This window comes from Kitasatospora sp. MAA4, assembly GCF_029893355.1.
GTDB lineage: Bacteria > Actinomycetota > Actinomycetes > Streptomycetales > Streptomycetaceae > Kitasatospora.
In genome coordinates this window covers 23,305-48,069 of record NZ_JARZAI010000018.1, presented here as the reverse complement: position 1 = coordinate 48,069, position 24,765 = coordinate 23,305, and the positions used below count along the sequence as shown (strand labels likewise).

Genomic DNA, 24,765 nt, shown 5'->3' with positions numbered 1-24,765 from the left:
ACGCCGCGGGGCCCAACCGGCGGCGCGCCCGGGCACACTGGAGGCTTCGTCCCCGGGAACGAGGAGCAGCCGCCGATGTCCAGCCTCCGCCACGACGGGAACGGCTTCACGCTCGACGGGAGACCCCTGCGGATCCTCTCCGGCGCCCTGCACTACTTCCGGGTGGTCCCCGAGCAGTGGGACGCCCGGCTCGCGCTGCTGCGCGCGATGGGGCTCAACACCGTGGAGAGCTACGTCGCCTGGAACCTGCACGAGCCGAGCCCCGGGCGGTACGACTTCGCCGGGCGGCTGGATCTGGAGCGGTTCGTCGAGACCGCCGCCCGGCACGACCTGTTGGTGCTGCTGCGGCCCGGTCCGTACATCTGCGCGGAGTGGGAGTTCGGCGGCCTGCCGGCCTGGCTGCTCAAGGACCCGGCACTACGGCTGCGCTGCACCCATCCGGGCTATCTGGCGGCCGTGGACCGCTGGTTCGACGTCCTGCTGCCCCGGCTGCTCCCGCTGCTCGCGGAGTCGGGCGGTCCGGTGCTGGCACTCCAGGTGGAGAACGAGTACGGCAGCTACGGCAATGACGCGCAGTACCTGCGCCACCTCGCCGACGGGCTGCGCCGGCGCGGCGCGCAGAGCCTGCTGTTCACCTCCGACGGCCCGGCGCCGGCCATGCTGCGGGCCGGGACGCTGCCGCAGGCGCTGCCCACCGTCAACTTCGGGGACCGGGTCGCCGAGAGCTTCGCGACGTTGCACGCGCACCGGCCGGACGCCCCGCCGGTCTGCATGGAGTACTGGAACGGCTGGTTCGACCAGTGGGGCGAGCCGCACCACACCCGGGAACCGGCCGACGCCGCCAGGGTGCTGGACGAGCTGCTCGCCGCCGGCGCCTCGGTCAACCTCTACATGGCGCACGGCGGCACCAACTTCGGCTACCTGAACGGCGCGAACCTGGAGGACGGCCGACTGCGGCCGACGGTCACCAGTTACGACTACGACGCCCCGATCAGCGAATCCGGGCGCCCCACCGCCAAGTTCTGGGCCTTTCGCGAAGTCCTGGGCCGCTACACGGAGTTGCCGCCACCTCCGGAGCCGGCGGCGCAGTCGCTGGAGCCGCAGGTGCTGGAACTCGGCGCGCCGCTGCCGCTGTTGGAGCTGGTCGAGCGGCTGGCCGAGCCGGTCCGGTCGGCCATGCCGCCGGCGATGGAGGAACTCGACCAGTCGTACGGCTTCGTGCTCTACCGGACGAGGGTCGACGGCCCGCGCGAGGCGGCGCCGCTGGTCGTCGACGGGCTCGGTGACCGGGCTCAGGTCTTCCTGGACGGCCGACCGGTGGGGGTGCTCGACCGCACCGACCCGGAACTCGGCTGCGAGCTGTCGGTCCCGCCCGGCGGCGCTCGCCTGGACCTGCTGGTGGAGAACCTCGGCCGGGTCAACTACGGTCCTGCGCTGCTGGATCGCAAGGGCATTACGGGCGGTGTCCGGCTCGGGCAGCAGCTGCTGATGGACTGGCTGGCCTACCCGCTGCCGCTGGAGCAGCCGCCGCCGGCGCAGGAAACCCCGAGCAGCGGAGCCGACCTCGCCGGGTTGCCGGTGCTGCGGCAGGCGGTGCTGGAGGTCGACCGGCCGCTCGACACCTTCGTGCTGACCCAGGGGCACGGCAAGGGCCTCTGCTGGGTCAACGGCTTCCTGCTGGGCCGCTACTGGGACATCGGCCCGCAGCAGACCCTCTACCTGCCGGGCCCGCTGCTGCGGCCCGGGCGCAACGAGATCACCCTGCTGGAGCTGCACGGACCGCAGCAGGACGGCCTGCCGCTGGTGGCCGAGCCGGTCCTGGACCGGCTGGCTCCGGGCCGTGCGGCAGTGGCAGAGTGAAGGTGTGAAGATCGGGTGGATCACCGTGCCGACGCCCCTGCCCTCCGGGCCGATGGCGGTCGGCGTCACCGACCTGGGAGTGTGCGCGGCGCAGTACGTGCCGTCCGCGCAGGCCGGTGCCCCGCGCTGCGCCGACGAGCGCCGGGTGGCGGCCGTGTTGGGCCGCTTCGAGGAGTACTTCGCGGGCGAGCGCCGCGACCTGGGACTTCCGCTGGACCTGCGGCTGGCGACCGGCCCGCACCGGGTGGTGCTGGAGACGCTGCACCGCACGGTGCCGTACGGCGAGACCGTCACCTACGGCGTACTCGCCGCCCGCAGCGGGGTGTTCGAGGAGGCCGCGGACAGCCCGGGCCTGGCGGCCCGCACGGTCGGCCAGATGATGGGCGCCAACCCGCTGGCCCTGCTGGTGCCGTGCCACCGGGTGGTGGCCGCCGACGGCCTCGGCGGCTTCGGCGGCGGACTGGTGGGCATGGACGTCAAGCGCTGGCTGCTCACCCTGGAGGGCTGGCTGCCGCCCACCCTCGACTGGAACGGACCGCTGTGAGCCAGGGCGTGTCAGGCACGCCCTACGCGGGGACGGGCACCCGCAGCTGCTCCGGAAGCACCGCCTGGACGCCCGAGACGAGCGTGTAGTCCGCCCCCACCGCGAGCGGCTGGATCGGCTCGACCCGCTCGCCCAGCGCCAGCCGGACCGCGGCCCACGGCAGGTTGAGGCCGCAGCGCGACAGCTGGTGCAACCCGCCGGACGGGCGGGTGTTGACGTCCAGCAGCACCGGTCGGCCGCGGTGGTGGCGGAACTGCACGTTGGAGAGGAATGCCACGCCGAAGTGCGCCACCAGCTCCCGGGCGGGCGCCAGGTAGGCGGGGTCCAGGGTGAAGCCGCGCCGCCGTCCCTGCTTGGTCCGCCCGACCGCGGCGATCGGCTCGCCGTCCGGCGTGGCCAGGCAGTCGACCGAGACCTCCGGGCCCTGGAGGAAGGGCATCACCAGCCAGTCCACCGCCGCGCCGGCGCCGCTCAGCGCCCGCAGCACCTGGTCCAGCGGGACCGTCGGATCGGGGCTGCCGTCCAGCCGGTCCAGGGTGAACGGCTGCCGGGAGAGCACCCGGAACCCCTGGCCGCCCGCGCCGGCCACCGGCTTGAGGCAGGGCTTGTCGCCGGCGGCCTCGATCCGCTCGACCGCGTCCACCAGCTCGTCCGCGGCCCGCACCCGCCACCAGGGCGGCACGGGCAGGCCGGCGGCGGCCATCGCGAGGTAGCCGTCCGCCTTGTTCGCCAGTGCTGCCACCGCGTGCGGCGGCGGGGTGGCCAGTGCGGTGCCCAGCGCGGCGAAGGCGTCCCGGTGCAGGCCGATCGCGTGCTGGTGCAGCCGGGGGACGAAGACGTCGACGGCGTTGCGGGCGCAGAACTCCAGCGCGTAGGCGGTGTACGCCTCGGGGGAGAGGCCGTCCGGTTCGAGGGCGGCGTGGTCGGCGGCGGCGAGCACGGGGGAGTCGGGGTCGGTGTGGGTGGCGAAGACCGTGACCGCCCGACTGTCCGGGTTCGACCGCAACTGACCGATGAAGAAGACGTTTTCGGCGTAGGTCCGGTTCAGCCAGACCCGTACGGGCGCGCGCATGGCGGTCTCCCTGCGGAGCGAAGTGGTGGGCGGAACTGTAGCGGGCGGCCGGTGGGCTCGACACGTCGGGCCGGAGGCCGGGGTTCCGCGCGGACCTGATCGTTCCTCATCAACTAGTGACAACTTCTGTCTGGATATGCAGATATTTCTCGAAGGTCTCCAAGGGAATCGCTCAGAATATCCAGTCATACTAATTACCCCGACTCCCCAGTCACCCGAACGAGTGATTGTCTGATCGGCATTCGGGCGTCACGCTGATCACAACAACCTGAATCTTCTTGGGGGGAGTCCGGGCATGACGACTGAGACCAATGTGGGTATTCCCGCACAGGGCGGCCAGCCGCAGGGCCAGCAGCAGCTGAGCCTGGGCACAGCAGCCGCCAAGAACCTCGCGACCACTACCAAGTCCGAGCCGCAGATGCAGGGAATCAGCTCGCGCTGGTTGCTGCGGATGCTGCCCTGGACACAGGTGGCCGGCGGTACGTACCGGGTCAACCGCCGACTGAGCTACGCCGTGGGGCGGGGCCGGGTGAGCTTCGTGAAGACGGGCTCCTCGGTGCGCGTGGTGCCGCCCACGCTCGGCGAGATCCCGGTGCTGCGCGGCTTCGAGGACACGGCACTGCTGGAGGAGCTGGCGGCCCGCTTCGCCCAGCGCGACTTCCAGCCCGGCGACGTCCTGGTCCAGGCCGGGCAGCCGATCAACGAGATCTTCCTGATCGCGCACGGCAAGGTCAACAAGGTCGGCACCAGCAAGTACGGCGAGCAGGCCGTCGTCGGGGTGCTGGCCGACGGCGACCACCTGGGGGACGAGGCGCTGACCGAGGCCGACGGCGTCTGGGCGTACGGCGTCAAGGCCGCCACCTCCGGAACCCTGCTTGCTCTGCCCTGGCCGGCCTTCCAGGAGCTGGCCGACCGCTCCGAGGCGCTGCGCGACCAGGTTCTGCAGTTCCTCGCCGACTCGCAGCAGTCCCAGAACAAGCACGGCGAGCGGGAGATCGAGCTCGCCGCCGGCCACGAGGGCGAGCACGAGCTCCCCGGCACGTTCGTCGACTACGAGCTGGCCCCGCGCGAGTACGAGCTGAGCGTGGCGCAGACCGTGCTTCAGGTGCACAGCCGGGTCGCCGACCTCTACAACCAGCCGATGAACCAGATCGAGCAGCAGCTGCGGCTGACCATCGAGGCGCTCCGGGAGCGCCAGGAGCACGAGCTGATCAACAACCCCGACTTCGGCCTGCTGCAGAACGCCGACTACGACCAGCGCATCCAGACCCACTCCGGTCCGCCGACCCCGGACGACTTCGACGACCTGCTCAGCCGCCGCCGCGGCACCAAGTTCTTCCTGGCCCACCCGCGGACGATCGCCGCCTTCGGCCGCGAGTGCAGCAGCCGGGGCCTGTACCCGGACTCCATCGGGCTGCACGACGAGCAGGTCCCGGCCTGGCGCGGTGTGCCGATCCTCCCGTGCAACAAGATCCCGATCGTGGACGGCCACACCAGCTCCGTCCTCGCGATGCGTGTCGGCGAGGACAACCAGGGCGTGATCGGCCTGCACCAGACCGGCATTCCGGACGAGTACCAGCCCAGCCTCTCGGTCCGTTTCATGGGAATCAACGAGAAGGCGATCATTTCCTACCTGGTCAGCGCCTACTATTCGGCCGCCATTCTGGTGCCCGACGCCATCGGCGTCCTGGAGAACGTCGAAATCGCCCGTCCCAGGGACTGACGGAATCCCGGTCCGCCGCTTCGGGTGATTCCCGGGGCGGCGGGCGAATTCCGACACCATCAGCCGCCCGCGCGTCGCGGAGCCCGGGGCGGGGTCCCGCGGCGCGCGGGCTTCCTTGACGTCCACATCTGGGGGGACCAGCACGATGGGCACGCACACGCTCAGCCGCGACAACCACGACGGGCGCCCGGGCACGACCGGCGAGGAGCGCACGGCAGCCGAGATCCTGGCCCGGACCCGCGCCGCCGTCGACCCCGTCCTGCGCACCGCCGTCGACTCCATGCCGCAGTCGATGGCGCGGATCGGCGCCTACCACTTCGGCTGGCGGGAGGCCGACGGCTCGCTCTCGGAGTCCGACCCCGGCAAGGCCATCCGCCCCGCACTCGTGCTGGCGGCCGCCCAGGCCTGCGCGTCGGCGGTGCCCTCCGCGACGGCGGCTGAGCCGGGCGCCCGCCCGGCCGCGGTGACCGCCGCCGCAGCCGTCGAGTTGGTGCACAACTTCACCCTGCTGCACGACGACGTGATCGACCGCGACGAGACGCGCCGCCACCGGCTCACCGCCTGGCGGGTGTTCGGCTCGACCGAGGCCATCCTGGCCGGTGACGCGATGCACTCGCTCGCGATGCGCACGCTCGCCGAGGACCCGCACCCCGCCGCCGCCGCCGCGATGCGCCGGCTCGCCCAGTGCGTGGTCGAGCTCTGCGACGGCCAGCAGGCCGACTGCGCATTCGAACAGCGCAGCACGGTCACCCTGGACGAGTGCCTGGCGATGGCGGAGGCCAAGACCGGCGCGCTGCTCGGCTGCGCCTGCGCGATCGGCGCGCTGTACGCGGGAGCGGGCGAGGACGCCGCGCGGGCGATGGACGCCTTCGGCCGCGAGATTGGCCTGGCCTTCCAGCTGATCGACGACCTGATCGGCATCTGGGGCGACCCCGAGATCACCGGCAAGCCGGCCGGCGCCGACCTGATGTCCCGCAAGAAGTCGCTCCCGGTGGTGCACGCGCTCTGCTCGGGCACCGAGGCCGGCGCGGAGCTCGCCGCGCTCTACGCGCTCGACCGGCCGCTGACCGACGAGGAGTTGCACCGGGCCGCCGACGCGGTGGACCGCGCGGGCGGCCGGGCCTGGGCGCAGGGCGAGTCCTGTGAGCGGATGGCCGCGGCGATCGAGCAGCTCGCCGCGGCGGTGCCGGAGCCCGAGGCGGCCGACGAACTCCTCGTCCTGGCCGAGTTGGTGACCCGACGCAACCACTGAAGGACCACCACCGAAGGACCGCCCTACATGAGCTTTTCGGACATATCCACCGTCCTGATCGTCCTGGTCGTCCTGGCCGTCGGCCTGCGGCTGCTCCAGCGCTTCGTCCCGCACCACGTGCGCGAGGCCCACAACGACGTCGCGGGCTTCATCTTCGCCGCGGTCGGCGTGCTCTACGCGGTGCTGCTGGGCTTCGTCGTGATCACTGTCTGGACGAACAACGACGCGGCCCGGCAGACCACCTTCAAGGAGGCCGACGCGCTCGCCGGGATCTACTGGATCTCCCGGGACCTGCCGGCCCCGGTCGGCCCGCAGCTGGAGCACGAGACACTCGCGTACGCGCAGACCGTGATGACCACCGAGTGGCCGCTGATGTCCCACCACGAGAGCACCCCGGCCGCCACCCAGCTGGTCTACCAGATCCGCGACACGGTCTTCTCGATCAACCCCGTCGGGGACCAGCAGCAGGTGCTCTACGAGCACGCGGTGAGCCACGTCGAGGACCTGGCCTCGGAGCGCCGCGCCCGGCTGAACCAGGTGGACGACGAGGTGCCGGTGCTGCTCTGGGTGGCGCTGGTCCTGGGCGCGGTGCTCACGGTCGGCTTCACCTTCCTCTTCGGCCTGCCCAACACCCTGGCGCACACCCTGATGGTGCTGTCGCTGGCCGGTCTGGTGGTGCTCTCGCTGGTCGTCATCAAGGAGTTGAACTTCCCGTTCGCGGGCAGCGCCGCGGTCAAGCCGACGGCCTTCCAGGTCTTCCTCGACCGGCTCCCCCCGCCGCGCTGACGGCGGCCCGGCCGACCGGGCGCGCGCACGCATGGCGACATGCTGATCACCCGCTGTGCACGTAGCATCCACCTGTCATCACCTTTGGCGACCGGTGGGAGCGAACGCATGGCTGGCGACACCTGGGACCCGGCCGAAAGCGGCCTCGGCGCGACCAGCTTCACACCCACCGGGCTGCCGCCGGACCGGCGCACCCCGCCGACCCCGGAGGCCGCCCGCCGGACCGCGGCGGAGGGCTGGATCTGGGGCTTCGCCCTGGTGGAGAACTACCGCACGATGTACTCGCAGGCCGTCGACGAAGCGGACCCCCGCTTCGTCGGCGGCTTCGGCACGTTCCGGCACTACCCGCAGCCGTCCTCCCCGACCGACACCGACGTGCTCGCGCCCACCGGCGACACCTCGTACTCCTGGGCCTGGCTGGATCTGCGCGCCGAACCGTGGGTGGTCGAGGTCCCGGCGACCGAGCGCTCCTACCTGCTGCCCTTCCACGACCTCGACACCAGCTACGTCGGCTTCGTCGGCACCCGTGCCACCGGCTCGCAGGCCGGCCGCTACCTGGTCGCCGGCCCGACCCAGGCCGTCGCGCACCCCGCCGCCCCCGAGGGCTTCGACGGCGTGCTGCACGCGGGCAGCCAGCTGGTCGGCATCGTCGGCCGCACCCACCGGGCCGGACCGGAGGACGTCCCGCAGCTGCACGCGATCCAGCAGCAGTACCGCCTGCTGCCGCTCAGCGCCCATCTCGGCACCGAACCGCCGCCCGCGCCCGCCGAGCCCGTCTGGCCGCTCTGGCGCGAGGAGGCCCTGGACACCATCGAGTTCTTCGGCTTCCTGGACTTCCTGCTCGGCTTCTTCCCGGTGCTGCCCGGCGACGCCGACCTGCGCGGCCGACTCGCCGAACTCGGCATCGGCTCCGGCGACTTCGAGCCGTCCGTACTGCCCGCCGCGGTCCGCGAGGCGGTGCAGCAGGGGATCGCGGACGGCCGCGCGCAGCTGAACCGGGCGGCCGCCGCGGCGCACGGCTCGGAGGGCCTCTACGGGACCAGGGCGCAGCTCGGCACGGACTACCTCAGCCGGGCGGTCGGCGTGCTGAAGGGCCTGTACGGCCTGCCCGCCGATCAGTCCCCGCCGCACTGAGGCCGCCGCGTCACCAGTCGTTGTCCCACCGCCGTAAGGACCCCCGCATGCCCGAGCACGACCACGTCGCCCTGTCCGCCCTGGCCGCCGACGCCTACGTCTACGGCTACCCGCTGGTCTTCGACCTCAGCATGGTCGACCGCTTCCTGCGCGAGGGCTTCGGCTCGGTCCGGCCGGTCGCGCCGAACCGTTTCAGCCACGGCGACAAGCTGGCGGGCCCGCAGGACGACTTCGTCTCGGTCAACAACGACACCGTCTACTCCGTCGCCCAGTTGGACCTCTCCGAGGGCCCGCAGGTGCTGCACGTCCCGGACTTCGCGGGGGCCTACTACGTGCTGCAGTTCGTCGACGCCTGGACGAACAACTTCGCCTACGTCGGCCGCCGCGCCACCGGCACCGCCGAGCAGACCTGGCTGATCGTCCCGTCCGGCTGGCACGGCACGCCGCCGGACGGGATGCCGGTGATCACCTCGCCCACCACGGTCGCCAGCATCGTCGGGCGCAGCGCCTGCCAGGGCCCGGCGGACCTGGCGCGGGTGGCCGGGCTCCAGCGGCAGCTGACGCTCAGCGCGCTGGAGCCGGGTGGCGTGCCCGCCGGGCTGCCGCAGCCCGATCCGGCCGTCCCCGAGGAGCTGCGCTTCTTCGAGCGGCTGCGGCTCTGGATGGCGGCCTTCCCGCCCGCCGCGCCGGACGTCGAGTACCAGCAGCGGTTCGCGCCGCTCGGCCTGCTCGACACCGGAGCGTCCCCGTACACCGCGGCCCACGCCGACTGGGCGGACGCGCTGGTCAGGGGCCTGGCTGCCGGGAAGGAGCGGGTCGAGGCGGCGACCAGGCCGCCCGAGGGCCAGCCGGTCGGCGACTGGAGCGCCAACCTGCACCTGTTCGACTACAACATCGACCACCTGGGGCCCGGCACGGTGGACGACCCGCAGTGGCGGATCCCGGACCGCCGCGCGGCCTACCTCACCCGCGCCGTCGCCGCCCGCGCCGGGCTCTGGGGCAACCACGCCTACGAGGCGGTCTACGCCAGCACCTTCGCCGACTCCGAGGGCAAGCAGCTGACCGGCGCCCACGCGTACACCCTGCGGTTCGACGACCCGCCGCCGGTGGAGGCGTTCTGGTCGGTCACCATGTACGCGCTGCCGGACTACTACCTGGTGGCCAACCCGATCGAGCGCTACTCGATCGGCGACCGCACGCCGGGCCTGGTGTACGCCGAGGACGGCTCGCTCACGCTGTACCTCCAGCGCGAGCGGCCGGCTACCGAGGCCACCGCGGCCAACTGGCTGCCCACCCCGGAGGGCGAGTTCCGTCCGATGATCCGCCTCTACCAGCCGAAGTCCGCCGTTCTGGAGGGCGCCTACCGCCTACCGCCGATCCAGGCCGTTCGGCAGGTTTGACGACTTCTCATGCCGGATCTGCAACGCGACGGCTCTGCGGGGAGTCCGGTGGGTAGGGACTGTTCAACGGGCGGGCGCTGAGGAGGCGGTAGCGGTGGGCGTGGCGGACGAGGCGGTCGGTGCGGTCGAGGGCGGCGGAGAGGACGGCGGCTTCGAGGCCGTGCTCGACGGGCTGCTCGGCTGGGCGGAGGCGCTGGAGGCGGGAGCGGAGGCGGACGGGCCGGACGTCGGGGTGGCGCTCGGGCTCGTGCTGCTGCTCGGCCCGCTGCTGGCGCTGCTGCCGGGGCTCGGCGTCTCCGAAGGGGTGTTGCTGGCGCTGCCGCTGGGGTTCGCGCTGGCGCTGGGCGTCGGCGACGCGGAGGTCGGGCCGGACGAGGGCGTCGGGGTCGCCCCGCCGCCCTCCAGGGTGACCACGGCCTCGGACGGGGGCAGCGCGATCTGCGCGGTCCAGTGATCCTGCGGGGCGCGGTCGTCGTCGACCGTGACGGTGACGGTGATCCGCTGGCCGGGCGCCAGGCTGCCTGAGTCGCGGCTGAGGCGCAGCCAGTCGCAGGTGGTGACCGCCTGCCAGGCGAGGGTGCCGTTGCCGGTGTTGGTCAGGGTGAGCACGGTACGGGCGCCGTACGGGGTGGCCTCGACCGTCAGCTGCCCCCCGGCGGGGGAGGCGGGCGGCAGCGGGGGTGCCGGCTCGGCGGTCAGCTGCGGGCTGCCCAGCGGTACGGCGTCGGCGGACGCCACCGGGACGGCGACCCCCTGGACGGCCGGAAGCAACGTTTCTGCAGACGCGGAGTGGACCAGGGCCGCCGAGAGGCTGCCGCTGCGGCCGCCGACCGCGGGCGCGGCTGCCACGGTCCGTCCGGTGCCGGGCAGCGGGACGGCTGCCACCGCGCCCTCCGGCTGCCCATCGGGCCCGCTCCCGTCCACCCGGACCGCGGAGACCGTGGCGGCGGCGTCCGTCCCGCCGCCGTCCCGGTGCGCCACCCAGAGCGCGACCAGGGGTGCCGACAGCACCGCGGCGAGCACTCCGGCGGCCACGGCGCGCTGGCGGACGAGCACGGTGCGCCCGTGCAGGTCGCCGCCCGCGCGGTGGCGGTCCAGCAGACCGGGGGCCCGGTGCCGGGGAAAGCCGCGCTGGTCGAAGTGGACGGGCCGGGGCTCGGGTGTCCCTGCCGTCCCCGCCGGCTCCTGGATGGGGGCGCCGATCACCTCGAGCCCTGACAGCCCGGCGAGCCCCTCGTCCAGCTCGCCGGCCACCCGCTCGGCGGTCCCGCGGCAGGTCGGGCACTCCACCACGTGCCGCACCAGCTCGCGGCGCAGCGCCGGGCTCAGCACCCAGTCCCGCCAGTGCTCGGCCCCCGGGCCGCCGAGCCGGGCCAGCTCCGGGCAGTTGCCGACGCCCAGCACCAGCAGCGCGCCCCTGGTCCGGCCGACCTCGGCGCCGCCGTCCGCGAGCAGCTCCTGGGTCGCCTCGACGCTCAGGCCGAGCACCGCCGCGACCTCCAGCGGGGTCAGCCGGTGGCGGACCGACAGCTCCAGCGCCTCGCGCTGCTCGGCCGTCGTCCCCGCCGCCTCCGGCCAGGCCAGCGCGGCCAGCTCGTCCTGCCGTCGGGCCGCCTCGCCCGGCGCGGGGCGCACCGGCACCGCGAGGCCCTCGGCCAGCCGTCGCATGCAGGCGTACCGCGCCAGCGAGTACAGCCAGGCCCGCAGCAGTCCGGGCGCGGCCAGCCGCGAGCCGTTGCGCAGCGCCAGTTCCCGGGTCTCGTGCACGGCGGCCAGCGCCGCGTCGTGCTCGCAGAGCACCGAGAGGCAGTAGGTGAACAGGCCGTCGGCCAGCCGCCCGTAGGCGGGCAGCACGGTCATCGCGACGTGGTCGGCGGACTGCTGTTCCAGGGCCCGGCCCTGTGCTCTGCTGGTGTTCACGCCTTCGACGGTAGAGAGCCGCGGCGGGCGGCCCCGGCGGATCCCGGCCCTTGTACTTCTTTCGGGTAACAACACCGACCACCGACTGACAAAGCGGTGGCACGGCGTTGTCGTACCCACCCGCTACGGTGGGGCCCATGGCAGCCCGTACCGCGAAGACCACCGCCAAGCCCCGTCCGGCCTACCGCTGCACCGAGTGCGGCAACCAGCTGCCCAAATGGGTCGGCCGCTGCCCGGAGTGCAACGCGTGGGGCACGGTGGAGGAGTACGGCGCCGTCCCGATCCGGACGACGGCGGCCGGCCCGGTCAGCGCCCCGGCCCGGCCGATCGGCCAGGTCGACGGCCAGGTGGCCACCGCCCGCACCACCGGCGTCAGCGAGCTGGACCGGGTGCTCGGTGGCGGCCTGGTCCCCGGCGCGGTGGTGCTGCTCGCCGGCGAGCCCGGCGTCGGCAAGTCCACCCTGCTGCTGGACGTCGCCGCCAAGGCCGCCACCGCCCAGCACCGCACCCTCTACGTCACCGGCGAGGAGTCGGCCGGCCAGGTCCGGCTGCGCGCCGACCGGATCAACGCGCTCTCCGAGCACCTCTACCTGGCCGCCGAGTCGGACCTCGGCGCCGTGCTCGGCCACGTCGACCAGGTCAACCCCGGGCTGCTGGTGCTGGACTCGGTGCAGACCATCGCCTCCGCCGAGCTGGACGGCGCGCCCGGCGGCACCGCCCAGGTCCGCGAGGTGGCCGCCGCGCTGATCCGGGCCTCCAAGGACCGCGGCATGGCCACCCTGCTGGTCGGCCACGTCACCAAGGACGGCTCGATCGCCGGCCCGCGCCTGCTGGAGCACCTGGTGGACGTGGTGCTGAGCTTCGAGGGCGACCGGCACGCCCGGCTGCGGATCATCCGCGGCATCAAGAACCGCTACGGCGCGACGGACGAGGTCGGCTGCTTCGAGCTGCACGACGAGGGGATCTCCGGCCTCGCCGACCCGTCCGGCCTCTTCCTGACCCGCCGTGACAAGGCCGTCCCGGGGACGTGCCTGACGGTCACCCTGGAGGGCCGCCGACCGCTGGTCGCCGAGGTGCAGGCGCTGATGGTGGACTCGCAGATCCCCTCCCCGCGCCGCACCACCTCCGGCCTGGAGTCGCCGCGGATCGCGATGATCCTGGCCGTGGTCGAGCGGCACGGCGGCGTCAAGCTCGGCAAGCAGGACATCTACACCGCCACGGTCGGCGGCGTGAAGCTCTCCGAGCCCTCCGCCGACCTGGCCATCGCGCTGGCCGTGGCCAGCTCCTCCTCTGACACTCCGCTGCCCAACAACCTGGTGGCGATCGGCGAGGTCGGCCTGGCGGGCGAGGTCCGCCGGGTGACGGGAGTGCAGCGCCGACTGGCCGAGGCGCACCGGCTCGGCTTCACCCACGCGCTCGTCCCGCCGGATCCGGGCAAGGTGCCGCGCGGCATGAAGGTGGTCGAGGTGGCCGACATCGGCGAGGCCCTGCAGGCCATTCCGGGCCGCCGCCGGGCCGCCGCGAAGCCGCGCGACGCCGCCCGCAAACCGGCCGCCGTGCCCGCCCCGGCACCCGCGCCGGCCGCCTACCCCGAGGAGCTGATGGCGGGCTGGGAGCCGGTCGACTCGGACGAACTGGCCTGACCGCGGCCCCGGCGCGGCGCCCGCACCGTAGACTTTGCCTGTCCAGCACCAAATCAGGCAGTTTGCGATCGAGGGACCGGGGCCACGGGCCACCGCGGCGAGCGGACCGGGCCGGCCGGAGGAGTCACGTGGCAGCGAGCGACCGGGTGGAGAAGTCCCCCCGTGAGGAGGCCCTGCTCCGCGCCTCCCTCCAGGCCATCGCGCCCGGTACGCCCCTTCGGGACGGCCTGGAGCGGGTGCTGCGCGCCAACACCGGCGGCCTGATCGTGGTCGGCTTCGACAGGACCGTCGACTCCCTCTGCACCGGCGGCTTCGTGCTGGACGTCGAGTTCACCGCCACCCGGCTGCGCGAGTTGTGCAAGCTGGACGGCGCGGTGGTGCTCGACAAGGACATCACCAAGATCGTCCGGGCCGGTGTGCACCTGATGCCGGACGCCTCGATTCCCACCGACGAGACCGGCACCCGCCACCGCACCGCCGAACGGGTGAACAAGCAGACCGGCTTCCCGGTGGTCGCCGTCTCGCACTCGATGCGGCTGATCGCCATGTACGTCAACGGCTCGCGCCGCGTCCTGGAGGACTCCACCACCGTCCTCTCCCGCGCCAACCAGGCGCTGGCCACCCTGGAGCGCTACAAGCTGCGCCTGGACGAGGTGGCCGGCACCCTCTCCGCCCTGGAGATCGAGGACCTGGTCACCGTCCGGGACGTCACCGCCGTCGCCCAACGCCTGGAAATGGTCCGGCTGATCGCGGCCGAGATCGCCGGGTACGTCCTGGAGCTCGGCACCGACGGCCGCCTGCTCTCGCTCCAGCTGGACGAGCTGATCGCGGGTGTCGAACCCGAGCGCGAACTGGTCGCCCGCGACTACTTCCCCGAGCGCGCCGCCAAGCGCGGCCGCACCGTCCCCGAGGTGCTCGCCGACCTCGAAGCCCTCACCCACGCCGAGCTGCTGGACCTCCAGACGGTCGCCAAGGCGATGGGCTACTCCGGCAGCCCCGAGTCCCTGGACTCCGCCGTCTCCCCGGGCGGCTACCGCCTGCTGGCCAAGATCCCGCGCCTGCCCAACACGGTGATGGAGCGCCTGGTCGAGCACTTCGGCGGCCTGCAGAAGCTCCTCGCCGCCAGCATCGACGACCTCCAGACCGTCGAGGGCGTCGGCGAGACCCGTGCCCGCTCGGTGCGCGAGGGCCTCTCCCGCCTCGCCGAGTCCTCGATCCTGGAACGCTACGTCTGACCCTCCGCCGCCTGTGGAGAAACGGTCCCCCCAACGGCCCAACGGCCTGGCGCAGTAGCCACTGCGCCAGGCCGTTCGTGTTGTCAGTGCCGGGCCGTCAGTGCCGGGCCGTCAGCGCGGGGTCGTCAGCGCGGGGTCGTCAGCGCCGGGCGAAGAGGCGTACGAAGTCCGCGGTCGCCGAGCCGACACCGGTGACGTCGTCGTAGCCGGGCGCGGTCCTCAGCGAGCCGTCCCGGTCGAACTGGGACAGGTAGACGTCGATGCCGGACGGGCTGTAGCTGTCCGGTATGTGGGTCACCGCCCAGGGCTCCTGGCCGGCCGGGGCCGGCACGATGTCGCGGATCGCCGCGGTGTTGCGCAGCTTGTAGATCAGCGGGTTGGCGAAGCCGAGCGGGTGGCCGGCGGCCTGGGCGGCGTCGGCCTCCAGCGCGGCGACCAGCGGGGAGGAGCCGCTGGTGCCGCCGCCCATCTCCTCGTGGTAGGCGCCGCCCGGGGTGGTGAAGCCGATCAGCCAGCCGGTGGCGGGGTCGGCGTCGGCGGCGAGGTCGGGCAGCACGCGGTGGGCCGCCGTGCTGCCGCCGGAGGTCGCCAGGGTCGAGGGGACCACGTTCTTCTGGTACCAGGGCTCGCTCACCAGGCTGCTGGGTCCGCCGCCGGACCCCATGAGGAACTGCCCGGGCGGCGGGGTCAGGTACCCGGTGCCCTGCGGGTCGAGCTGCGCCGCGTTGGTGCCCCAGCCGAGTTCGCCGGCCACCTTGCCGTCCTTGCCGATCTCCAGCGTGGTGCCCCCGACGGCGGTCGCCCACTGGTCGGACGCCGGGAAGATCACCATGTGCGGGGCGCCCGCGCTGTCCCCGGACGCGCCGTCACCCTCGTCGCCGGAGGCGTAGTCGAAGCCGATGCCCTCCAGGGCGCCCTGCTGGAACATCTGGTCCCAGGCCGCCACCGTGGCGGGCGTCGTGCCCTGCTCGTTGGTGGCGAAGGAGTCGGTCACCACGTCCGCGAGGTGCTGGTCCACGATCCGGGTGTGGGCGTCGAGGTACTGCAGCGAGCCGCCGGCGTCACCGCAGTCGGCCCCGACGTAGACCACCTTGGCGTCCGGTGCGGCGATGTGGACCGTCTCCACGTCCAGCGGTTCCTCCGGCGCGTTGTCGGAACCGTGGCAGGAGGCGGCGAAGTTCGGGCCGAAGTTCTCGCTGTACTGGCCGGGGGCGAAGCCGGGCACGCCGTGGGCGGCGAAGAACGTGTTGGCGTCGGCCTCCATGGTGGGCAGCGAGCCGTCCAGCACGACGGCGACCGTCCGGCCCTTGCCGGTGTACTGGCTGTTGGTCACCCCGTAGGCGTCGCGCAGCTGCTGCGGGGTGTAGCCGCAGACCTGGTCGATGGCGCTGGTGCGGCCGTTGACCGCGGGGATCGGGGAGCTGCTCTGGCCCCACCACTGCGAGCAGGGCGGGGTGGTGGGCGCTGCGGCCAGGGGCGCTGCCGCCCGGGACATGGCGGTCCGGGGCGCGGGGGCCTGAGGCGCCGGTGTGGCGGGGGTCTTCGGAATGGTGGGGTTCAGGTCGTCCAGGCCGATCACCGTGCTGATGTCGTGGCCGAGCGCGGCCGGCACCGAGGCCCCGCTCACCGGGTAGACCATCCGGGGAGGAAACCCGGCCACCCGGGCGTAGGCGTGCAGCGAGGTGGCGAAGGCCTGCTGGACCTGGTCCACGGTCGCGGTGACCGCCAGGTAGTGGGCGGTGGTGCCGGTGACGTGCATGCCGAACCCGCTGAGCCAGCTGCTGACCTTCGCCGTCTGGGCCGGGGTGGTGCCGTAGCGCTGGTCGAACTGGGCGGGCGTCAGATAGTGGGCGTAGTCGTGCCCGGCCGGGTCGGAGACCTGCCGCGCGGCCCTGGCCATGCCGACCGGGTCCTTACCGTCCAGGTAGACCCGCAGCGACATCCCCCAGTCGCCCGGGGCCGCACCGGTGTCCACCGGTCCGTTGCTGCCGCCGCCCGAGAACCAAGCGCCCGTACTGGACGGCAGATCGGTGCGCGCCGGGCTCGCGGCCTCGGCGGCCGGTGCCGCCATACCCGTCGCGACCAGGGCGGCGGCGGCCGCGGCGGCGGCCAGCCGCCCGGTCCGAAGCCGCCGTGCGGCGGGGGAAGTGGACTGCTGGGACAAGGCCACACGCTCCATCAGTAGGCGTCGGGCCGACCGGAGACGGACGGCCCGGCAGCCGGACCACCGGGGCACACCCGGCGCACCACGACCGCTCACCCGGATGGGACGTGTCGAGGAGACGCTTCGGTCGCAACCGAACAGGCCCTAACCGTCCAGGCGGGTGGAGGTGCGGGCGGGGACGGGGCCTCCGGCGGGGCCGGTGAGTTCGGCCTGGACGAGGTAGTTGCCGGCGGGGGCGGGCGTGGTGTCCGTCGGGGTGGGGCACTGGGGCTTGCTGCGGGTGCGGTCCCAGACGAAGGTCTCGGTCAGGGCGGTGGCGGGGGTGATCTGCACCCAGCGGCCCTGCTTGTCCGTGACGCAGTCGGCGGAGGACCAGATCCGCTCGCCGCTGGCCGAGTTGACGGTGATCGCGGAGGCGGCCTGGCTCAGGTCGACGCGGCAGGGGGTGCCGGAGGCGTTGCGGACCTTGAGCTCGAAGGTCGGCTTCTCCTTGGGCTGGTAGGCGTTCTGGGTGCCGGCCAGTTCCAGGGTGAGCTGGGAGGCGGTGCAGACCGGAAGGGCCATCACGTCACCGGTGTTGATCGGCGGGGCGCCGCCGGCGGTCGAGCCGGTGCTGCCGGTGCCGGTGCCGCCCGAGGCGCCCCCGGTGGTGGTGTCCGTGCCGCCGGTGGTGTCCGAGGCGCCGGTCGGGGCAGCCGTCGGGTTCGTGCCACCGGTACCGCCGACCGAGGTGCCCGTACCGCCGCCGCCGGTGCCGCCCGGGTGGGTGCTGATGGCCGGGCCGGTCGGGGTGGCGCCGGGGGTGATCGAGGTGACCGCCGAGGGGGCGGGTGCGGGGTGTGCGCTGGTGGGCTTCGTCCCGCCGCCGTCCTGACCGAGCGTCAACCACGCCACCAGGAGGGCCACCACCGCCACGGCGGCGAGCATGACGAAACGCCGCCGCCAGTAGATCGAGGCGGGCAGCGGTCCGACGGGCTGACGCAGAGAAGGCACGATCAAACTCTACGAGAGTCGGAGCACCGCCTGACGCAACAACACCATCCTCGGGCACCTTCTTTCACATGATCCGCCATTTGGTCCGTCCGAGCGAGCCTGTCGACACACCCGCCCGTCCGGCGACTGTGCGAGGATCGGAGGTGCTATGCCGACCGTTACCCGCACCCCCGCCCCGCTGCTGCACTCCATCGTTCTGGACTGGTACCGGGAGAACGCCCGCGACCTGCCCTGGCGCACCCCGGACGCCACGCCGTGGGCGGTGCTGGTGAGTGAGTTCATGCTCCAGCAGACTCCGGTGAAGCGGGTGCTGCCCGCCTACGCCGCATGGCTGGAGCGCTGGCCGACGCCGGCCGCGCTGGCCGCCGACGCGCCGGGCGAGGCGGTCCGGATGTGGGGGCGGCTGGGCTACCCGCGCCGTGCGCTGCGGCTGCACGCCGCCGCGACCGCGATCACCGAGCGGCACGGCGGCAGCGTCCCGGACGATCACGCCGAGCTGCTGGCGCTGCCCGGGGTCGGCGAGTACACCGCCGCCGCCGTGGCCTCCTTCGCGTTCCGCCAGCGCCACGCGGTGCTGGACACCAACGTGCGCCGGGTCTTCGCCCGTGCGGTCAGCGGCGTGGAGTACCCGGCCCAGGCGACCACCGCGGCCGAGCGCCGGACCGCCGGCGAGCTGCTCCCGGCCACGGCGGCCACGGCGGCCGAGTGGGCGGTCGGCGTGATGGAGCTGGGCGCCCTGGTCTGCACGGCCCGCAGCCCCGAGTGCGGCGGCTGCCCGCTGCGCGCGCACTGTGCCTGGCAGCAGGCCGGCCGACCGCCGTACGAGGGTCCGGCCCGGCGCGGCCAGACGTACGAGGGCACCGACCGCCAGGTCCGCGGCAAGCTGCTCGCCGTCCTGCGCGACGCGCACGGCGAGGTGCCGCGGCACCGTCTCGACGCCGTCTGGCCCGAGCCGATCCAGCGGGCCCGGGCCCTGGACGGCCTGGTCGCCGACGGCCTGGTGGAGCCGGTCGCCCCGGGCGTCTACCGCCTCCCGCAGTAGGGGTGCGAACGCCGCTGCCCCGCCCGGACGGATCCGGGCGGGGCAGCGGCGTCAGGGGCGGGGGCGGCTCAGATGGCCGCCGCCTCCATGGAGCTCTCGGACTTCGGGCCGCCGCGCAGCGGGATGTCCCGCAGGAAGACGGCCGCGGCGATCGCGATCACGGTGATCCCGGCGCCCCACAGGAAGACCGAGTGGATGCCGTTGGACACCGCGTGGTGGAACGCGTCCTGGAACCCCGCCGGCAGCTTCTTGATGGTGGCGGGCGTCAGCTGCTGGGTGTCGCCGCCGCCCGTGATGTGGCGGGCCGCCATGGTCGAGGTGACCTGGTGGTTGAAGAGCGAGCCGAAGAGCGCCACGCCGAACGAGCCGCCGATGGTGCGGAAGAGCGTCGCCGTCGAGCTGGCCACGCCCATGTCCTTGAGCTCGACGCTGTTCTGCGCCACCAGCATGGTGATCTGCATCAGGAAGCCCATGCCCGCGCCGAGCGCGACCATGTAGCAGCTGGAGGTGAAGCGGGTGGTGTCGGTGGACAGGGTGGAGAGCAGCAGCGCGCCGCCGCCCATCACCGTGGTGCCGATCAGCGGGAAGATCCGGTACTTGCCGGTCTTGCTGACGATCTGGCCGACCACCAGCGAGACCACCAGCATGCCGAACATCATCGGCATCAGCAGCAGGCCGGAGTTGGTGGCCGAGGCGCCCTGCACGTACTGCTGGTACTGCGGCAGGAAGGCGACCGCGCCGAACATCAGGAAGCCGACGATGAAGCCGATGATCGAGACCATCGAGAAGTTCAGGTTCTTGAAGAGGCCGAGCGGCAGCATCGGCTCCTCGGCGCGCTGCTCGGTGTAGCAGAAGCCGATCAGCGCGGCGACGGCCAGCACGCCGAGACCGATGATGTGCTTGGAGCCCCAGGCGTACTGCCCGCCGCCCCAGGTGGTGATCAGCACCAGCGAGGTGATGCCGGTGGTGAGCAGCGCCGCGCCGAGGTAGTCGACCTTCGCGGTGGAGCGGACCTTGGGCAGGTGCAGGGTGACGGTGACCACGGCCAGCGCGATCAGGCCCAGCGGCAGGTTGATGTAGAAGATCCAGTGCCAGCTGAAGTGGTCGGTGATGAAGCCGCCGAGCAGCGGGCCGCCGACCGTGGCCAGGGCCATCACGGCCGCGAACATGCCCTGGTACTTGGCTCGCTCACGCGGCGACACCAGTGCGCCCATGATCGACATCACGCCGACCATCAGACCGCCGGCGCCCAGGCCCTGCAGGGCGCGGAAGCCGATCAGCTCGGTCATGTTCTGCGAGAGCCCGGACAGTGCCGAGCCGACCAGGAAGATCACGATCGAGGTGAGGAAGGTGCCCTTGCGGCCGTACAGGTCGCCGAGCTTGCCCCAGATCGGCGTGGCCGCCGCGGTCGCCAGGGTGTACGAGGTGACGACCCAGGAGAGGTGGTTGGCGCCACCCAGGTCGCCGACGATCGTCGGCATGGCGGTGCCGACGATCAGGTTGTCGAGCATCGCCAGCAGCATGGTGATGACCAGACCGATCATCACCAGCGTTATCTCGCGGTGGGTCCGCGTCTGCGCCGGAGTTCCGGCCTCCCCCTCGACGCCTGACGGCGGGGTGTCCGCCTTAGCGTCGGCCTGTTGTTGTGCCATGGTGCGTCTCCCGGAAGCGCAGTGCGGACCGCGGCTCGGTGGCTCGGCGGGCCTTGGGGGCGGGTACTTACTTGCCGCCCGGCTAGTTTGTTGTCCGTTGGCACGGTAAGGTCTGTGTAAGCCGGGCGTCAAGCCGGTTTCGGCCATGTCGTCCCCGTCGGCGAGAATGGGGCGGAACCGGCCGGCGCCGGGCGGTGCCCCCGGGCATCGGCGCCCCCACTCCAGCGCAGCTATCAAGGCAGGCCGTGAAGCCATGAGTACGACACTGAGCCCCCGCAGTGACACCCGGTCACGCATCATCACGGTGGCGCTGGAGCTCTTCGCGGAGAACGGTTACGAGAAGACCTCGCTGCGCGAGATCGCCGACCGGCTCGGTGTGACCAAGGCCGCGCTCTACTACCACTTCAAGACCAAGGACGACATCGTCCACGGCATCGTCGAGGCGATGGCCCAGCCGATCGACGAGGCGATCGCCTGGGGCGAGAAGCAGCCCTGGTCGCCGGAGGTGCGCGACGAGCTGGTCCGCCGGTTCGCGGCGGGCATGGTCGAGCGGGCTCCGCTGCTGCGCTTCTTCCACGAGAACCAGCCGGCCCTGCGCGGGAGCCCGTCCGGGCACGAGTTCAAGCAGCGGATGATCGGGATGATCCGGCTGGTGCACGGCCCGAACGCCTCCTTCGACGACCGGCTTCGGGCCACCATGGCACTCTTCTCGGTCAACTCGGCGCTCTTCCTGCTCAAGCAGGACCTCGACGACGACGGCGCGCACCCCGCGCAGTGCGAGGAGACGGCCACGCTGGAGCAGGCCGTCGCGGCCTCGCTCACCGTGGCGCTGGAGATCGCCGGACGGATCGAGCCCGGGGCCGCCTGACGACCCCGAGAACAGAGCAGCAGGCGCGGCCGGGTGAGGTGACCCCGTCCGCGCCTGCTGCCGTTACGGCCCGTATGGGCTGCGGATAAGTCCTCCATAGCGGTGCTTCGCATGCTGGTTCGGCGAGAGAGAACCGACCGAACCTGGAGGAGGCACCAGAAGCATGACGATCCTCGACGAGCGCCCGATCGAGGCCGAACAGGCCCCGACACCCGTCCCCGTGATTCCCGAGATTCCCGAGCTCCTTGAGATCCCCGCGCCCACTCCGTCCCCGGACCTGCGGGCCAGAACCCGTGAGCTGCACCGCACGCGGACCGAGGTGCAGGACGGTCCCGGTCCTCGGGCCACCGCCGCGCAGCACGCCAAGGGCAAGCTGACGGCGCGCGAGCGCATCGAGCTGCTGTTCGACGAGGGCACGTTCATGGAGTTCGAGGCGCTGCGGCGCCACCGCGCCACCGGCTTCGGCCTGGAGGCGAAGAAGCCCTACACCGACGGTGTGGTGGTCGGCTGGGGCCTGGTGAACGGGCGGACGGTCTTCGCCTACGCCCACGACTTCCGGATCTTCGGCGGCGCACTGGGTGAGGCCCACGCGCAGAAGATCCACAAGATCATGGACATGGCCGAGACCTCCGGCGCCCCGCTGGTCAGCCTGAGCGACGGCGCCGGCGCGCGGATCCAGGAGGGCGTCACGGCGCTCGCCGGGTACGGCGGCATCTTCCAGCGCAATGTCCGGGCCTCCGGGGCGATCCCGCAGATCAGCGTCATCCTGGGCCCGTGCGCGGGCGGCGCGGCGTACTCCCCGGCGCTCACCGACTACGTCTTCATGGTCCGCGGCATCTCGCAGATGTTCATCACCGGACCGGACGTGGTGCAGGCGGTGACCGGCGAGCGGGTCAGCATGGACGAACTGGGCGGCGCCGACGTGCACTCCCAGGTCTCCGGTGTCGCGGCCTTCGCCTACGACGACGAGGAGAGCTGCCTGGCGGACGTCCGCCACCTGCTCTCGCTGCTGCCGCAGAACAACCGCGAGCTCGCGCCGTACGAGGCGACCGCGGACCCGGTGGACCGGCGCTGCGAGGCCCTGCTGGACCTGGTCCCCGCCGACCCCTCGCGCGGCTACGACATGCGGGCCGTCCTGGAGGAGCTGGTGGACGACGGCGACCTCTTCGAGATCCACTCGGACTGGGCGACCAATGTGGTCTGCGCGCTGGCCCGGATCGGCGGCAACGTGGTCGGCCTGATCGCCAACCAGCCCATCTCGCTGGCCGGCGTGCTGGACATCCACTCCGCGGAGAAGGCCGCCCGGTTCGTCTCGCACTGCGACGCCTTCAACATCCCGCTGGTCACCCTGCTGGACGTCCCCGGCTTCCTGCCCGGCGTCGACCAGGAGCACAACGGCATCATCCGGCACGGCGCCAAGCTCCTCTACGCCTACTGCAACGCCACCGTGCCGCGCATCCAGTTGATCCTGCGCAAGGCCTACGGCGGGGCGTACATCGTGATGGACTCCCGCTCGATCGGCGCCGACCTGTCCTTCGCCTGGCCGGGCAACGAGATCGCCGTGATGGGCGCAGAGGGCGCCGCCAACGTCATCTTCCGCCGCGAGATCGCCGGTTCCGACGACCCGGACGCCACCCGGGCCCAGAAGATCAAGGAGTACAAGACGGAGCTGATGCACCCGTACTACGCGGCCGAGCGCGGCCTCGTGGACGACGTCATCGACCCGGCCGAGACCCGCCAGGTGCTGGCCCGGGCGCTGTCGATGCTGCGCACCAAGCACCGGCCGCTGCCGCGCCGCAAGCACGGGGTGACTCCGCTGTGACGGCCGCGGAGCCGGTTCTGCGGGTACTGCGCGGGCAGCCCGACCCGGCCGAGCTCGCCGCACTGATCCTGGTGCTGCGTCAGGCGGAGGCGAGGGCGGCAGCGGCGGCGTACGACGGCCGGAAGGATCCGGACCGTTCCCGCGGCCGGCACGCCGACTGGGACCGGCCGGAGCCCGAGCACCGGCCGCCCGGCTCCTGGCTCGGCGAGCCGGCGGCGCCTCGATACAGCTGACATATAGACCAACCCGCTTCAATCATCAGTAAGTTCAATCTCTCAGAAGGAGACTCCGCATCATGTCCTCGACCGACTACATCATCTCGGCCGTGCTCGTCCTCCTGGTGATCCCGCAGATCCGCGGGACCAAACTCACCTTTCGCAATCTCGTCATCCCGCTCGCCCTGGTCGCGGCCGCCGCCGCGTACTACCTGAAGGGCGTGCCCACCACGGGCAACGACGTCAAGCTCGACGTGGTGACCGTGGTGCTCGGGGCGGCCATCGGTATCGGCTGCGCCGTCACCACCCGCCTGCAGCGCGCCGACGGCGGGGTGGTCGCCAAGGCCGGCCTGCTCGCGGCGGCGCTCTGGATCGTCGGGATGCTCTCCCGGACCGGGTTCGTGTACGCGGTGAACCACGGCTACGCCAAGCAGATCGCCGACTTCAGCCGTACCGAGCTGATCACCGGTGCCGAGGCGTGGACTGCGGCCCTGGTGCTGATGGCGCTGGCCCAGGTGGTGGCCCGTCAGCTGGTGCTGCGTGTGCGGGCGCTGGCCGTCAGCGCGTGACACCTGTGAGAGCGGAGACAACTGGCCGGGTCCGGGCGGTATCCACCGTCCGGACCCGCCCGCTGCCCGGCCGGACCGTGCTCGCGCACTCATGCGGCGATCGCGGCCTGCGAGGACAGCGGAGCGAGTGCGTACAGCGCCTGGTCCGAGTACTCGCACAGCTGGACCCGGCCGGCGGCCGGGGCAGGCCGGGCGACGGCCGCGAAGCGGCCCGGGCCGAGCGGCAGGTCCTGGACGGTCCACTCGCGGGGGCTGCTGCCGACGCCGAAGCGCACCCGCACCGGACCCGGGCGCTCCGGCGCCACCTCGATCTGGCGCAGGTCGGTCACCAGGCCGACTCCGACCGCCTTCACCACCGCCTCCTTCCGGGTCCAGGCCCGCAGGAAGAGCGCGCGGCGCAGCTGCGGATCGGTCAGCCGGTGCAGCCGGTCGAGCTCCTGCGCGGTCAGGGCCAGCGGTGCGGCGCGTTCGGGGTCGGTGCCGGAGGCGATCGCCAGGTCCACCCCGAGCGGCTGGCCGTGGGTCACCGCGAGCAGCCAACTGCCGCCCGAGGCCGTCAGGTTGAAGCTCAGTGTGGTTCTCGGCCAGGACACCGCGGGTGCTCCGTGCAGGGGATCGGCGCACTGCGGGCAGACCCGTCGGCCGAGCTGGAGCTCTGCCGGATCACGATCCAGGTAGCCCGCCAGGATCCGCCGCGTCGCCACGTGCGAGGCGAGGTAGAGCCGGGCGGTGTCGGGAGCGAGCAGGCTTGCCCGGTCGAGTTCGCCGGGGGAGAGCAGCCCGACCCGGTCGTGGTCCCGATCGGCCTGGGCGGAGGCGGCGGCTCCCTGCCAGACGTGCGTGCCGGCCTGGTCCATGGGGGTCATGACGT

Annotated in this window: 20 protein-coding genes; 14 read left to right on the top strand and 6 right to left on the bottom strand. The window is 72.7% G+C overall.

What is annotated here, in order from left to right:
• Nucleotides 1-75: 75 nt before the first annotated feature.
• Together P3T37_RS23600 and P3T37_RS23595 are read left to right on the top strand one after the other, a co-directional pair.
• Nucleotides 76-1,860 (top strand): beta-galactosidase, encoded by a 1,785-nt coding sequence (locus P3T37_RS23600; RefSeq protein ID WP_280725808.1) that lies wholly within the window; start codon nt 76-78, stop codon nt 1,858-1,860.
• A gap of 4 nt (nt 1,861-1,864) precedes the next feature.
• On the top strand, nt 1,865-2,404 hold the full coding sequence (locus tag P3T37_RS23595; protein ID WP_280725807.1) for a methylated-DNA--[protein]-cysteine S-methyltransferase: 540 nt from the start codon (nt 1,865-1,867) through the stop codon (nt 2,402-2,404).
• Nucleotides 2,405-2,426: 22 nt separating this feature from the next.
• Here P3T37_RS23595 and P3T37_RS23590 read toward each other — a convergent pair whose 3' ends face one another.
• Entirely contained in the window at nt 2,427-3,476 is a 1,050-nt protein-coding gene (locus tag P3T37_RS23590; protein ID WP_280725806.1) for an ATP-grasp domain-containing protein, read from the bottom strand.
• A 295-nt stretch (nt 3,477-3,771) separates the two neighbouring features.
• Here P3T37_RS23590 and P3T37_RS23585 point away from each other — a divergent pair, with 295 nt between their 5' ends.
• The 5 genes from P3T37_RS23585 (at nt 3,772) to P3T37_RS23565 (ending at nt 9,771) form a co-directional block, all read left to right on the top strand.
• Nucleotides 3,772-5,199 (top strand): family 2B encapsulin nanocompartment shell protein, encoded by a 1,428-nt coding sequence (locus P3T37_RS23585; protein ID WP_280725805.1) that lies wholly within the window; start codon nt 3,772-3,774, stop codon nt 5,197-5,199.
• Nucleotides 5,200-5,344: 145 nt separating this feature from the next.
• Nucleotides 5,345-6,451, top strand: a complete 1,107-nt coding sequence (locus P3T37_RS23580; protein ID WP_280725804.1) for a family 2 encapsulin nanocompartment cargo protein polyprenyl transferase — start codon at nt 5,345-5,347, stop codon at nt 6,449-6,451.
• A 27-nt stretch (nt 6,452-6,478) separates the two neighbouring features.
• Nucleotides 6,479-7,237 (top strand): DUF4239 domain-containing protein, encoded by a 759-nt coding sequence (locus tag P3T37_RS23575; protein WP_280725803.1) that lies wholly within the window; start codon nt 6,479-6,481, stop codon nt 7,235-7,237.
• A gap of 108 nt (nt 7,238-7,345) precedes the next feature.
• A complete protein-coding gene (locus P3T37_RS23570) occupies nt 7,346-8,371 on the top strand; it encodes a DUF1254 domain-containing protein (protein WP_280725802.1) in 1,026 nt (341 codons plus the stop codon).
• Between the two features lie 47 nt (nt 8,372-8,418).
• Nucleotides 8,419-9,771, top strand: a complete 1,353-nt coding sequence (locus tag P3T37_RS23565) for a DUF1254 domain-containing protein (RefSeq protein ID WP_280725801.1) — start codon at nt 8,419-8,421, stop codon at nt 9,769-9,771.
• 63 nt (nt 9,772-9,834) lie between these two features.
• Here the strand turns inward: P3T37_RS23565 and P3T37_RS23560 are convergent, their stop codons facing one another.
• Nucleotides 9,835-11,691, bottom strand: a complete 1,857-nt coding sequence (locus P3T37_RS23560; RefSeq protein ID WP_280725800.1) for a sigma-70 family RNA polymerase sigma factor — start codon at nt 11,689-11,691, stop codon at nt 9,835-9,837.
• A 137-nt stretch (nt 11,692-11,828) separates the two neighbouring features.
• Between P3T37_RS23560 and radA the strand changes: the two genes are divergently transcribed.
• Nucleotides 11,829-13,334 carry a DNA repair protein RadA gene (radA, locus tag P3T37_RS23555; RefSeq protein ID WP_280725799.1) on the top strand — a complete coding sequence of 502 codons (1,506 nt, stop codon included), beginning with the start codon at nt 11,829-11,831 and terminating at the stop codon, nt 13,332-13,334.
• A 128-nt stretch (nt 13,335-13,462) separates the two neighbouring features.
• Complete coding sequence (gene disA, locus P3T37_RS23550; RefSeq protein ID WP_280725798.1) at nt 13,463-14,569, top strand: DNA integrity scanning diadenylate cyclase DisA; 1,107 nt, start codon at nt 13,463-13,465, stop codon at nt 14,567-14,569.
• Between the two features lie 139 nt (nt 14,570-14,708).
• Here disA and P3T37_RS23545 read toward each other — a convergent pair whose 3' ends face one another.
• Together P3T37_RS23545 and P3T37_RS23540 are read right to left on the bottom strand one after the other, a co-directional pair.
• Complete coding sequence (locus P3T37_RS23545; protein WP_280725797.1) at nt 14,709-16,733, bottom strand: S53 family serine peptidase; 2,025 nt, start codon at nt 16,731-16,733, stop codon at nt 14,709-14,711.
• A gap of 144 nt (nt 16,734-16,877) precedes the next feature.
• Nucleotides 16,878-17,726 (bottom strand): hypothetical protein, encoded by an 849-nt coding sequence (locus tag P3T37_RS23540; RefSeq protein ID WP_280725796.1) that lies wholly within the window; start codon nt 17,724-17,726, stop codon nt 16,878-16,880.
• Nucleotides 17,727-17,874: 148 nt separating this feature from the next.
• Here P3T37_RS23540 and P3T37_RS23535 point away from each other — a divergent pair, with 148 nt between their 5' ends.
• A complete protein-coding gene (locus P3T37_RS23535; protein ID WP_280725795.1) occupies nt 17,875-18,768 on the top strand; it encodes an A/G-specific adenine glycosylase in 894 nt (297 codons plus the stop codon).
• A 68-nt stretch (nt 18,769-18,836) separates the two neighbouring features.
• Here P3T37_RS23535 and P3T37_RS23530 read toward each other — a convergent pair whose 3' ends face one another.
• Nucleotides 18,837-20,420, bottom strand: a complete 1,584-nt coding sequence (locus P3T37_RS23530; RefSeq protein ID WP_280725794.1) for an MDR family MFS transporter — start codon at nt 20,418-20,420, stop codon at nt 18,837-18,839.
• A 253-nt stretch (nt 20,421-20,673) separates the two neighbouring features.
• Between P3T37_RS23530 and P3T37_RS23525 the strand changes: the two genes are divergently transcribed.
• From P3T37_RS23525 to P3T37_RS23510, 4 genes are all read left to right on the top strand, one after another.
• On the top strand, nt 20,674-21,288 hold the full coding sequence (locus tag P3T37_RS23525; RefSeq protein WP_280725793.1) for a helix-turn-helix domain-containing protein: 615 nt from the start codon (nt 20,674-20,676) through the stop codon (nt 21,286-21,288).
• 163 nt (nt 21,289-21,451) lie between these two features.
• On the top strand, nt 21,452-23,110 hold the full coding sequence (locus P3T37_RS23520; protein ID WP_280725792.1) for an acyl-CoA carboxylase subunit beta: 1,659 nt from the start codon (nt 21,452-21,454) through the stop codon (nt 23,108-23,110).
• Nucleotides 23,107-23,343, top strand: a complete 237-nt coding sequence (locus tag P3T37_RS23515; RefSeq protein ID WP_280725790.1) for an acyl-CoA carboxylase subunit epsilon — start codon at nt 23,107-23,109, stop codon at nt 23,341-23,343. The genes P3T37_RS23520 and P3T37_RS23515 overlap by 4 nt, the downstream gene beginning before the upstream one ends.
• A gap of 62 nt (nt 23,344-23,405) precedes the next feature.
• Nucleotides 23,406-23,894 carry a hypothetical protein gene (locus P3T37_RS23510; protein ID WP_280725789.1) on the top strand — a complete coding sequence of 163 codons (489 nt, stop codon included), beginning with the start codon at nt 23,406-23,408 and terminating at the stop codon, nt 23,892-23,894.
• An 89-nt stretch (nt 23,895-23,983) separates the two neighbouring features.
• Here the strand turns inward: P3T37_RS23510 and P3T37_RS23505 are convergent, their stop codons facing one another.
• Entirely contained in the window at nt 23,984-24,760 is a 777-nt protein-coding gene (locus P3T37_RS23505) for a 4'-phosphopantetheinyl transferase superfamily protein (protein ID WP_280725929.1), read from the bottom strand.
• Nucleotides 24,761-24,765 lie beyond the last annotated feature (5 nt).